Genomic DNA, 12,000 nt, shown 5'->3' on the forward strand with positions numbered 1-12,000 from the left:
TCCGCTGTAAAGCCCGCTGTGAAGCTCATCACCTCCCGCGATAACCCGCTCTACAAGCGCCTAAAAGCGCTTGCCGGCTCGACGCATCAGCAGCGCCGCAGCGGCCACGCGCTGCTAGAGGGCTTTCATCTGGCGAGTGCTTATCTTGACGTCGCCGGCGAGCCCGAGACCTGCGTGGTGACTGACGCCGCGTTGGAGCATCCGGAAGCGCAGACGATCATCGGTCGAGTCGACCCATCGCGCATCGTGACGTTACCCCAAGCGCTGTTCGGGCAGCTCTCGAATGTCGTGAACGGGGTTGGGCTGTTGCTGCTCGTGCCGAAGCTTTCGCCGCCGATGCCGGTGCGTGTCACGCAGACCTGTGTGGTACTCGATGGCGTACAAGACGCGGGCAACGTTGGCTCGATTCTGCGCAGTGCGGCTGCCGCCGGCGTGCAGCATGTGTTTTGCGGTCCCGGGACGGCGTATGCTTGGTCATCGAAGGTACTGCGCTCCGGCATGGGCGCGCACTTTTTGCTCAATGTCCATGAAGACGTCGATGCCGACGTGCTAATCGACCGACTCGACGTGCCGGTGGCGATTACCGATTCCCACGCGGCGCAGCCGCTTTACGACTGCGATTTGTCGGGCCCGGTTGCATGGGTGTTCGGCAATGAAGGCGCGGGGGTGTCGCCCGCTTGGCGCGCGGCGGTTTCGCATCGGCTGACCATTCCGCAGCCCGGTGGTATGGAATCGCTGAACGTGGCCGCCGCGGCGGCAGTCTGCTTGTTCGAACAGTGCCGCCAGCGGCGCGGCCAAGGCTAAATTTAACCTTATCAGTCTGCAGGTCGTTACCTGAGCCGGCTCAATATCCGGGCCGCTCGAGCCTGATTTCCTGCAGGATCGTCGTCGCGATCTCTTCGATCGATTTATGCGTCGACGAGAGCCAATGAATGCCCTCGCGCCGCATCATCGCTTCCGCCTCATTGATTTCATAGCGGCAGTTTTCGAGCGCGGCATATTTGCTGCCGGGCCGCCGCTCGTTGCGGATCTCGGAAAGACGTTGCGGGTCGATTGACAGCCCAAACAGTTTCTCGCGGTGCTGCGCGAGCGAACCTGGCAGCTTGCCGCGCTCGAAGTCTTCGGGAATCAGCGGGTAGTTTGCCGCCTTCACGCCATATTGCATCGCCAGATAGAGGCTCGTTGGCGTCTTGCCGCTGCGCGAAACGCCGATCAGGATGACGTCCGCGTCCGTCAGATTGCGATTCGACTGACCGTCGTCATGCGCGAGCGAGAAATTGATGGCCTCGATGCGCGTCTTGTATTCGTCGGTATCGGCATTCTGATGCCCTCGGCCGATCGCATGCGTCGACTTCATGTCGAGTTCCTGCTCGAGCGGCTCGACGAACTGCTGAAAGATGTCGAGCACGAGCGCGTTGGAATTCTTGACGATGGCATTCGAGGCGCTGTCGACGAGCGTCGTGAAGACGATCGGGCGGCGCCCATCGAGCAACGCAGATTCGCTGATCTTTTCGACCGTCGCGTAGGCTTTGTCGGCCGAATCGACGAACGGCACGCGTACCAGGCGGAATTTTTGATCGAACTGGGACAGGATCGAATGCGCGAACGTCTCGGCAGTGATCCCGGTACCGTCGGAGACGATGAATACGGTGGGCGGCATCGACAAACACTCTCAAAGGCTCGGGGCAGCTGCGACGGCACGTATCGGACGCGATGGCGCACGTTGGCGCCATGCGGCACGGCTACGTTCCCAGGCGCACCTTGCACGGCACTTTTCAGCCGTGGCCGCGGCAATTATCGCGCGCCTGCCACTATTTGGCGAGGCAGCACGGTAGAATAGCGGCAACCTGTTGGATAAGCAATTGCTATGGACGCGGAACGGCGATTGCTTATCCGATTGCTTATCCAACAGGTTGCGCGCGATGTCCAATGCCTCCAGCGGGGCTAGGGCATCCAAGCCCACGTGCGCAGCCGTGAATTTCTTTCACACTTAGGGGCTTCGATGACTAACGCAACAAACCTGGCAAAGGACCAAGCGTATGTAGTGCCGTTCGAGCAGTTGCGAATGACCGATGTCGAGATCGTGGGCGGCAAGAACGCCTCGCTCGGCGAGATGATCAGCCAATTGGCCGAGGCCGGTGTTCGCGTGCCGACGGGCTTCGCCACCACGGCGCTGGCCTTTCGTGACTTTCTCAAGCATAACCATCTGACCGAGCGTATCGCAGCGCGTCTCGAGACGCTCGACGTCGATGACGTCAAGGCGCTTGCCGCCGCGGGTGCCGAAATTCGCCAATGGATCGTCGAAGCGCCGCTGCAGCCGCGTCTTCAATCCGACATCCGCGCTCATTTCGAGACGCTGCAAAAAACCTCTCCCGAAGAGTTGTCGTTTGCCGTGCGCTCGTCGGCCACGGCCGAGGACTTGCCGGACGCCTCGTTTGCCGGCCAGCAGGAAAGCTATCTGAACGTCGTGGGCATCGACGATGTCCTCGATCGGATGAAGCACGTCTTTGCCTCGCTCTATAACGATCGCGCGATCTCCTATCGTGTCCACAAGGGCTTCACGCATGCGGAGGTGGCGCTGTCGGCCGGCGTGCAGCGTATGGTTCGCTCGGACGTCGGCGCGGCCGGCGTCATGTTCACGCTCGATACCGAATCGGGTTTCAAAGATGCGGTCTTCATCACGTCGAGCTACGGCCTCGGCGAAACGATCGTGCAAGGCGCGGTGAACCCCGACGAGTTCTATGTCTTCAAGACGACGCTCGCGCAGGGCAAGTACCCGATCATCCGCCGCTCGATCGGCTCGAAGCTGATCAAGATGGAGTTCACGAAGCCGGGCGAGCCCGGTCGCGTGAAAACGGTCGATGTGCCGCACGAGCAACGCAACCGTTTTTCGATCACCGACGAAGACGTGATCGAGCTTGCCAAGTATGCCGTCATCATCGAAAAGCATTACCAGCGTCCGATGGACATCGAGTGGGGCAAGGACGGCCGCGACGGCAAAATATTCATCTTGCAGGCACGCCCCGAGACGGTGAAGAGCCAGGGCTCGGGCAAGATCGAACAGCGCTTCAAGCTCAAAGGGCAGTCCACGGTGCTTACAACGGGCCGCGCCATTGGCCAGAAGATCGGTGCCGGCCCGGTGCGTGTGATTCACGATCCGTCCGAAATGGAACGCGTGCAGCCGGGCGACGTGCTGGTTGCCGACATGACGGACCCGAACTGGGAACCCGTGATGAAGCGTGCCGCCGCGATTATCACGAACCGCGGCGGGCGTACCTGTCACGCGGCGATCATCGCGCGCGAGCTTGGCGTGCCGGCCGTAGTGGGCTGCGGCGACGCCACCGATATCTTGAAGGAAGGCACGCTCGTTACGGTCTCGTGCGCCGAGGGCGATGAAGGCAAGATTTACGACGGCCTGCTCGAAACCGAGGTCACCGAAATCGAGCGCGGCGAATTGCCTGAGATTCCGGTCAAGATCATGATGAACGTCGGTAACCCGCAGCTTGCGTTCGATTTCGCGCAGTTGCCCAACGGCGGCGTGGGTCTGGCACGGCTCGAATTCATCATCAACAACAATATCGGTGTGCATCCGAAGGCGATTCTCGAATATCCGAATGTCGATCAGGATCTGAAGAAGGCAGTCGAGAGCGTGGCGCGCGGCCATGCGTCACCGCGTGCGTTTTACGTCGACAAGCTGACGGAAGGTATCGCGACGATTGCGGCTGCGTTCTATCCGCGTCCCGTCATCGTGCGGCTCTCCGATTTCAAGTCGAACGAGTATAAGAAGCTGATCGGCGGTTCGCGCTACGAGCCCGACGAAGAGAACCCGATGCTCGGCTTTCGCGGGGCTTCACGCTATATCGCGCACGACTTTGCACAGGCGTTCGAGATGGAATGCTTGGCACTCAAGCGCGTGCGAGAGGACATGGGGCTTTCGAACGTCGAGATTATGGTGCCGTTCGTGCGTACCGTGAAGCAAGCCGAGCGCGTCGTCGGGCTGCTTGCGAAGTTCGGCTTGAAGCGCGGCGAAAACGGCCTGCGTTTGATCATGATGTGCGAGATTCCGTCGAATGCGATTCTCGCGGAGCAATTCCTCGAGCATTTCGATGGTTTTTCGATCGGCTCGAACGACCTCACGCAGCTCACACTTGGCCTCGATCGCGATTCAGGCATGGAGCTGCTTGCCGCCGACTTCGACGAACGCGACGAAGCCGTGAAGTTCCTGCTCAAGCGCGCGATCGAAACGTGCCTGCGACTGAACAAGTACGTCGGTATTTGCGGTCAAGGGCCGTCTGATCACCCTGATTTCGCGCAGTGGCTTTGCGATGAAGGCATTGCATCCATTTCGCTGAATCCGGATACGATCATCGAGACCTGGCAAGCGCTTGCAAAGGCTGCCGCAGCGAAGTAAAAACGCGATGGGTGGCTAGCCGCCCGCTTCGTGCTATAACGCCCCGGTATCGCCCCGGGGCGTTTGTTTTTTTGAGGGGCTCGAATCGATGCACGAGGAGACCAGACAATGAACCCGCACGACTATTTTTGGTGGATCGGCACGGGGGTGCTGATCGTTGCCGAATTGCTGACCGGAACGTTCTATCTGTTGATGATCGCGCTCGGTTTTCTTGCTGGTGCGGTCGCGCTGATGATGGGCGCTGGCGCGGCCACGCAATACACCGCGGCCGCGCTCGTCGCGCTGCTGGCGGTGCTTGTTTTGCGTCGCTCGCGGTTCGGCCGGCGCGGGGCGCGGCGTGACGCGTCATCGAACCCCGACGTCAATCCCGATATCGGCGCCGCGCTCGAAGTGCTCGAGTGGCACGAGGGCCGTGCCCGCGTGCCTTATCGTGGCGCGCAATGGGATGTCGAACTCGCGCGGGGCGCGCGCGCCGACGCCCGGTTTTACGAAGTGGTGTCGGTGCGCGGCAGCTGTCTGATCGTTGCCGAGAAAAAGTCCGCCGGCCCAGCCAAGGAGCATCATCCGCTCTCAACAACGAAGGAGTGAACAATGGATATGACCATCGTGGGGGCTGTGCTGCTGATCGTCGTCATCGTGATCGCCGCACAGGCGATCAAGATCGTGCCGCAACAGCATGCATGGGTTGTCGAGCGTTTCGGCCGTTATCACGGCACGTTAGTACCGGGCTTGAACATCGTGCTGCCGTTCGTCGATCGCGTCGCCTACAAGCATTTGCTGAAAGAAATCCCACTCGACGTGCCAGCGCAGATCTGTATCACGCGCGACAACACGCAACTGCAGGTTGACGGCGTGCTGTATTTTCAGGTGACCGATGCGATGAAGGCATCGTACGGCTCGAGCAACTTCGTCGTGGCAATCACACAGCTTTCGCAGACGACGCTGCGCTCCATCATTGGCCGGCTCGAGCTCGACAAGACGTTCGAGGAGCGCGATCTGATCAATCGCAACGTCGTGGCGGCGCTTGACGAAGCGGCGACAAGCTGGGGCGTCAAGGTGCTGCGTTACGAAATCAAGGACCTCACGCCGCCGAAAGAAATCCTGCACGCGATGCAGGCCCAGATCACGGCCGAGCGCGAAAAGCGCGCGCTGATTGCCGCTTCGGAAGGGCGCAAGCAGGAGCAGATCAACATTGCTGCCGGCGGGCGCGAAGCCGCCATTCAACGCTCAGAAGGCGAGCGGCAGGCCGCGATCAATCAGGCGCAAGGCCAGGCTTCGGCGATTCTCGCTGTGGCCGAGGCCAATGCACAGGCGATTCAGAAGATCGCGAATGCCATTCAGTCGAACGGCGGCATGGACGCCGTCAATCTGAAAGTGGCCGAGCAGTACGTCAACGCATTCGCGAACTTGGCCAAAACGAGCAACACGCTGATCGTGCCGGGCAATTTGTCGGACATGAGTTCGATGATTGCCTCGGCGCTGACCATCGTGGGCCGCGGCAAAAGCGCGCAGGTAGACGGCGCGCGCTGAGATTGCAGGCGCGCGCTCGGCTGGTGCTACTCAGCCGGCCGCGCGCATGATGCGCGCTTTTTCACGCTCCCAATCGCGCTTTTTCTCGGTCTCGCGCTTGTCGTGCAATTTCTTGCCCTTCGCGAGACCGATCTCGCATTTGACGCGGCCGCCCTTGTAATGGAAGTTGAGGGGTACGAGCGTGTAGCCGCGCTGCTGGACTTTGCCGATCAATTTCTTGATTTCGTCCGCGTGCAGCAGCAGTTTGCGCGTGCGCACCGGGTCTGGCTTGATGTGTGTGGACGCCTCGGCCAGCGGGCTGATGTGCGCACCGATCAAAAAGAGTTCGCTGTCGCGTACCACGACGTAACCTTCCTTGATCTGGCCGCGCCCCGCGCGCAGTGCCTTGACCTCCCATCCTTCGAGCACGAGCCCCGCTTCGTAGCGTTCTTCGATGAAGTAATCGAAGAATGCTTTTCTGTTGTCGATGATGCTCATGAATGGACGGTGCTCAACTCGTTTAAAATCGCAATTTTAGCAAAGCGGCGCCGACTCGGGCCGCCGTGTCCGCTCCCTTTTGCCGCGCGCAGTGCACTTTATGGCAGATGTCCAGAAAACCGTATTGATCCGCCACTCGGCGGAACAGATGTTCGATCTCGTGACCGACGTCGCCGATTACCCGAACTTCCTGCCCTGGTGCGGGGGTGTCGAAATCAGGCGGCAGGAAGAGCATGTCATGGAAGCACGCATCGACATCAATTTCAAGGGGATCAAGCAGCATTTCGCCACGCACAACACGCAAGATCGGCCGACTCGCATCGACATGGAGTTCGCCGACGGGCCATTTCGCAAGTTCACCGGCTATTGGCGCTTCACGCCGCTGCGCACCGACGCCTGCAAAATCGAATTCGCCCTGCATTACGAATTCGCGAGCATCATTCTCGAAAAAATCATCGGCCCCGTATTCAGCCATATCGCCAATACGTTTGTCGAATCGTTTGTGAAACGCGCCGACGAACGCTACGGCAAGCCATGAGCGCGCAGCTGCTGTCCGTCAGCGTCTGTTATGCCCTGCGCGACACGCAGACGCTCATCACCGTGAACTTGCCCGCAGGTTCGACGCTGCGCGATGCGATCGAGGCAAGCGGTATCGTCGAACGATGCCCTGAAATCGATCTGGGCACCGCGACGGTCGGTGTTTATGGCAAGCCCAAGCCGCTCGATGCCCCACTGGCCGATCACGACCGAGTGGAGATCTACCGCGGGCTGATCGTCGACCCCAAGCTCGCGCGTCAGCGTCGCGTGGAGAAGACGCGCCGAGCTGGGTCGATAGAAGGGCGCAAGTGGTTGTCGAAAGATTCGCGCTGACGAGGGGAAATTGCTCAGTGCGCCGATGTTTCGACTTCAGCGGGTGCGCGTCGCGTTGCCGTACTGAGCGGTGCGGCGCCGTGCCGCCGCACCGACCACACGATGCCGGCCAGCAACAATGCAATGGCCGCCCCCTCGAGTAGGCGCGGCCACCGGCCGTCGTAGGCGAAGCCGTAGAGCAACGCAAAAAGGGTCTCGAATACGATCAACTGACCGGAAAGCGTAAGCGGCAGCCGGGTCGCGGCCGCATTCCAGAGGCCGTTGCCGAGCCATGAGGCGCCCACGGCCAGCCCGAGATTGAGCACCCAAAAAGCCTGCCAGCGGGCGTCGCTGAGGCTGCCTGCGGTCGTCCCGCCGTGTCCGTGTGCCAGCATCAGCGCGGGCAGCCAGAACACGGCGCCGAAAATCCCCGTCGCGAGACCAAGCAGTACGGACCATTCGTTGCTGTCGAAATGGGTGTTGCGCCGCAGAGTGCGCGCATTCGCGACGGCGAACCACGTCCAGCTCGCGAGTGCGCCGACCGCGCACGCCACGCCGATCAGCTTGTCGACGACGGCGCCAGTGCTGGTGCTAGTGTCAGCGACCGTGACCCCGTTGCTCGCAAATACGTCGACGTTGATGCAGACGATGCCCGCAATGACTAGCGCGAGCGGCATCGCCAACTGGCCGATCGGCACTGCGCCGTGGTCGCGGCGACCCGCAAGCGTTACAGTCACAGGCAGCACTCCGACGATCAGCGACGTGGGCCCGATTCCGACGCGCTGCACGGCTGCGGTGACGAAAGCGTAGTAGACGAGGTTGCCGATGAAAGCGAGCTTCGCGAGCGCGACGACTTCGGCCCGCGTGAGCTTCGCAGCCAGACGCGAGGCAAGCGGGGCGGCCGCTAGCAGCGAGACGAAGCCGTACGCGAGGCAGCGCGCCGTGGCAAGCAGCGCGGGCGCGAAGTCCGGCAGGAGCCTTGGCACGAGGAACACCGTACCCCACAGCGCGCCCGCCATCATTCCGTAAGTGACCCCGCGCTGCATGGATGTTCCCCGTTCGATTGATTGTCGTCGGGCTTAATGTAGGCGTGCCGAATGCGCGGTGTCTTGTTCGATTCTGCAATGTGCGCCGCCGACTTGAATCGAGCGCATTTTTTCGTCTGTTCTTTCGCGGTGCGCGCTCTCGGCAAACGAAAAAAGAGCGAAACGGGCCCGAACGCGAAATCGAAATTGCTGCTGCCGGGAACGAGCAAAAAACGCTAACTTGCTGTTCGCGCAGTGAAAAACCGGGGAGGTATCGCGTATAATTCGCTTTTGCGCCTATAGGATTTGCCATGCGTCTGATCCAAAAAGCACTCACATTCGATGACGTGCTCCTCGTCCCGGCTTTCTCCGACGTTTTGCCGCGCGACACCAGCCTCAAGACCAAGCTGACCCGCAAGATCTCGCTGAACATGCCGCTCGTGTCCGCTGCGATGGACACGGTGACTGAAGCGCGCCTCGCAATCGCCATGGCGCAACAAGGCGGTGTGGGCATCATTCATAAGAACCTGACGGCGCTCGAGCAAGCGCGCGAAGTGGCGAAGGTCAAGCGTTTCGAGTCGGGCGTCGTGCGCGATCCGATCACGGTGCCGCCCGACATGAAGGTGCGCGATGTGATCGCGTTGTCGATGCAGCATGGCATTTCGGGTTTTCCAGTGGTCGAGGGCGCGCAGCTTGTCGGTATCGTGACGAATCGCGACTTGCGTTTCGAAACGCGGCTGGACGAGGCCGTGCGCAGCATCATGACGCCGCGCGAGCGGCTCGTGACCGTGAAGGAAGGCACGCCGCTTGCCGAGGCGAAGGCGCTGATGCATAGCCATCGTCTCGAGCGGGTCCTGGTCGTGAACGACGCATTTGATTTGCGCGGCTTGATGACGGTCAAGGACATCACGAAGCAGACGGAGCATCCCGACGCGTGCAAAGACGAGCACGGCAAGCTGCGCGTAGGTGCGGCCGTGGGCGTCGGCGCCGATAACGAAGAGCGTGTGACGCTGTTGGCTGCGGCCGGTGTCGATGTCATCGTGGTCGATACGGCGCACGGCCACAGCAAAGGCGTGCTAGAGCGCGTGCGCTGGGTCAAGAAGCAGTTTCCGCACGTCGAGGTGATTGGCGGAAACATTGCGACGGCGGATGCGGCGCGCGCGCTCGTCGAATACGGGGCGGACGGCGTGAAGGTGGGGATCGGGCCAGGCTCGATCTGTACGACGCGCATCGTCGCGGGCGTGGGCGTGCCGCAGATCACTGCGATCGCGAACGTCCATGAGGCGCTGAGGGGTACGGGCGTGCCTGTCATTGCGGACGGTGGCGTGCGCTTTTCGGGCGACGTCAGCAAAGCTTTGGCGGCCGGCGCGGACGCCGTCATGATGGGCAGCATGCTTGCGGGCACCGAAGAGGCGCCTGGCGACGTATTCCTTTACCAAGGTCGTCAGTACAAGTCGTACCGCGGCATGGGTTCGGTTGGTGCGATGAAAGATGGCGCGGCGGACCGCTACTTCCAGGACAATTCGGCCAATATCGACAAGCTCGTGCCGGAAGGCATCGAAGGCCGCGTGGCCTACAAGGGCTCGGTCAATGCAATCCTGTTCCAGTTGATCGGCGGCGTGCGTGCCAGCATGGGCTACTGCGGTTGCAGCACGATTGGCGAAATGCACGAGAAAGCGCAGTTCGTTGAGATCACGTCGGCCGGTATGCGCGAATCGCACGTGCACGATGTGCAGATTACGAAGGAAGCCCCCAACTATCACGTCGAATGATGCCCAGATGAAATCTGGATTGCGCCGCGCGCGTCGGAGAGCTTCCGGCACCGTGGCGCAATTTGTTTATCGGCTTTCGGCATCCGTTTTCTATTCGTCCTTTTGAGTGTTGCGCCCAGCCATGCATGACAAAATTCTGATTCTCGACTTCGGCTCGCAAGTCACCCAACTGATTGCGCGCCGCATTCGCGAAGCGCATGTCTATTCGGAAATCCATCCCTATGACGTCGACGACGCCTTTATCCGCGAGTTCGCGCCCAAGGGTGTGATTCTCTCCGGCGGGCCTAACTCCGTCACCGAATCGGACACGCCGCGCGCGCCGCAGGCGGTATTCGAACTGGGCGTGCCGGTGCTTGGCATCTGCTACGGCATGCAGACGATGGCCGAGCAGCTCGGCGGCAAGGTGGACGGCGGACACGTGCGCGAATTCGGTTACGCCGAAGTGCGGGCGCGCGGCCACACGCGTTTTCTTGACGGCATCGAGGATTTCCGCACGACGGAAGGCCACGGCATGCTCAAGGTCTGGATGAGTCACGGCGATAAAGTGACTGAAATGCCGCCGGGCTTCGCGTTGATGGCATCGACGCAATCGTGCCCGATCGCCGCGATGGCGGACGAATCGCGCCACTTTTATGGCATTCAGTGGCACCCGGAGGTAACGCATACGGTGCAAGGCCGTGCGATGCTTGAGCGCTTTGTGCTGCAGATCTGCGGTGCGAAGGCTGATTGGGAGATGGGGCATTACATCGACGAAGCAGTCGAGAAAATTCGCTGCCAAGTCGGTAACGAGCATGTGATTCTCGGTTTATCGGGCGGTGTCGATTCTTCGGTGGCCGCGGCGCTTTTGCATCGTGCGATTGGCGACCAACTGACGTGCGTGTTCGTCGATCATGGCTTGTTGCGTCTGAATGAGGCGGAGCAGGTCATGACGACGTTTGGCGATCACCTTGGCGTGCGCGTGATTCACGTCGATGCCAGCGCGGCGTTTCTCTCGAAGTTGGGCGGCGTCGCCGACCCGGAGCAAAAGCGCAAGATCATCGGGGCGGAATTCGTCGAGGTGTTCCAGACCGAAGCGGGCAAGCTCCGTGATGCGAAGTGGCTTGCGCAGGGCACGATCTACCCCGATGTGATCGAGTCCGCGGGTAAGGGCAAGAAGGCCGCGCATACGATCAAGAGCCACCACAACGTTGGCGGCTTGCCGGAGACGCTGAATCTCAAGCTTCTCGAGCCGCTGCGCGAGTTGTTCAAGGATGAAGTTCGAGAGCTCGGCGTGAAGCTTGGGTTGCCGTATGAAATGGTCTATCGGCATCCGTTCCCGGGGCCGGGGCTGGGCGTGCGTATTCTGGGCGAAGTGCGGCGGGAGTTCGCCGATTTGCTGCGCCGTGCCGATGCGATCTTCATCGAGACGCTTCGCAATACGATCGACGAAGCGACAGGGAAGTCTTGGTATGACCTGACTAGTCAGGCGTTTGCGGTGTTTTTGCCGGTGAAGAGCGTCGGCGTGATGGGCGATGGGCGCACGTATGAGTACGTCGTTGCGCTGCGCGCGGTGCAAACGCTGGATTTTATGACCGCGCATTGGGCGCATCTGCCACATGAGTTGCTCGGGCGAGTGTCGAACCGAATTATTAACGAAGTGCGGGGGATTAATCGCGTCGTTTATGACATTTCGGGGAAGCCGCCTGCGACGATTGAGTGGGAGTAGGATTGCGACAGGATCGTCTTTGAAATCAATGGTTTGCAGTGCTGGATGAATGATCCACGCAGTATTCCGAATTGGCGAGAACTGACGGTATGTGCGAGCGGCATGCGCAGTAGCTCGTTTCATACCGTCAGCGGCACTGACGATATTAGTGACGGTATCCGGCATGCTGGCAATGGGAGCGGCTAGCGCTCCGCTCTTGGTTTTGAACGCGCGGGTCTCCATGCATAGGGG

Annotated in this window: 11 protein-coding genes; 8 read left to right on the plus strand and 3 right to left on the minus strand. The window is 60.8% G+C overall.

Going from position 1 to position 12,000, the window contains the following annotated elements:
• The first annotated feature begins 18 nt into the window (after positions 1–18).
• Positions 19–804 (plus strand): TrmH family RNA methyltransferase, encoded by a 786-nt coding sequence (locus tag ACSQ20_RS08320; protein WP_436022991.1) that lies wholly within the window; start codon positions 19–21, stop codon positions 802–804.
• A gap of 40 nt (positions 805–844) precedes the next feature.
• On the opposite strand, the gene ppsR is transcribed toward ACSQ20_RS08320, so the two are convergent.
• Complete coding sequence (gene ppsR / locus ACSQ20_RS08325) at positions 845–1,660, minus strand: posphoenolpyruvate synthetase regulatory kinase/phosphorylase PpsR (RefSeq protein ID WP_436018842.1); 816 nt, start codon at positions 1,658–1,660, stop codon at positions 845–847.
• Positions 1,661–2,002: 342 nt separating this feature from the next.
• Here ppsR and ppsA point away from each other — a divergent pair, with 342 nt between their 5' ends.
• The 3 genes from ppsA (at position 2,003) to ACSQ20_RS08340 (ending at position 5,941) form a co-directional block, all read left to right on the plus strand.
• A complete protein-coding gene (ppsA, locus tag ACSQ20_RS08330) occupies positions 2,003–4,411 on the plus strand; it encodes a phosphoenolpyruvate synthase (protein ID WP_436018844.1) in 2,409 nt (802 codons plus the stop codon).
• 108 nt (positions 4,412–4,519) lie between these two features.
• On the plus strand, positions 4,520–4,999 hold the full coding sequence (locus ACSQ20_RS08335; RefSeq protein WP_436018846.1) for an NfeD family protein: 480 nt from the start codon (positions 4,520–4,522) through the stop codon (positions 4,997–4,999).
• Between the two features lie 3 nt (positions 5,000–5,002).
• Positions 5,003–5,941: an SPFH domain-containing protein gene (locus ACSQ20_RS08340; RefSeq protein ID WP_436018848.1), complete on the plus strand. Its 939-nt coding sequence runs from the start codon at positions 5,003–5,005 to the stop codon at positions 5,939–5,941.
• A 30-nt stretch (positions 5,942–5,971) separates the two neighbouring features.
• Here ACSQ20_RS08340 and smpB read toward each other — a convergent pair whose 3' ends face one another.
• Positions 5,972–6,418 (minus strand): SsrA-binding protein SmpB, encoded by a 447-nt coding sequence (smpB, locus tag ACSQ20_RS08345; RefSeq protein ID WP_436018850.1) that lies wholly within the window; start codon positions 6,416–6,418, stop codon positions 5,972–5,974.
• Between the two features lie 100 nt (positions 6,419–6,518).
• Between smpB and ACSQ20_RS08350 the strand changes: the two genes are divergently transcribed.
• Both ACSQ20_RS08350 and ACSQ20_RS08355 read left to right on the plus strand, forming a co-directional pair.
• Positions 6,519–6,956, plus strand: coding sequence for a type II toxin-antitoxin system RatA family toxin (locus ACSQ20_RS08350; protein WP_436018852.1), 438 nt, complete (start codon positions 6,519–6,521; stop codon positions 6,954–6,956).
• Positions 6,953–7,288, plus strand: coding sequence for an RnfH family protein (locus tag ACSQ20_RS08355; RefSeq protein ID WP_436018854.1), 336 nt, complete (start codon positions 6,953–6,955; stop codon positions 7,286–7,288). The genes ACSQ20_RS08350 and ACSQ20_RS08355 overlap by 4 nt, the downstream gene beginning before the upstream one ends.
• A 14-nt stretch (positions 7,289–7,302) precedes the next feature.
• On the opposite strand, the gene ACSQ20_RS08360 is transcribed toward ACSQ20_RS08355, so the two are convergent.
• Entirely contained in the window at positions 7,303–8,313 is a 1,011-nt protein-coding gene (locus ACSQ20_RS08360) for a DMT family transporter (RefSeq protein ID WP_436018856.1), read from the minus strand.
• Positions 8,314–8,603: 290 nt separating this feature from the next.
• Between ACSQ20_RS08360 and guaB the strand changes: the two genes are divergently transcribed.
• Both guaB and guaA read left to right on the plus strand, forming a co-directional pair.
• Positions 8,604–10,064 (plus strand): IMP dehydrogenase, encoded by a 1,461-nt coding sequence (guaB, locus tag ACSQ20_RS08365; RefSeq protein ID WP_436018858.1) that lies wholly within the window; start codon positions 8,604–8,606, stop codon positions 10,062–10,064.
• Positions 10,065–10,185: 121 nt separating this feature from the next.
• A complete protein-coding gene (gene guaA, locus ACSQ20_RS08370) occupies positions 10,186–11,769 on the plus strand; it encodes a glutamine-hydrolyzing GMP synthase (protein WP_436018861.1) in 1,584 nt (527 codons plus the stop codon).
• Positions 11,770–12,000: the final 231 nt, after the last annotated feature.

The sequence above is a fragment of the Trinickia sp. LjRoot230 genome, from assembly GCF_964253315.1.
Lineage (GTDB): Bacteria > Pseudomonadota > Gammaproteobacteria > Burkholderiales > Burkholderiaceae > Trinickia.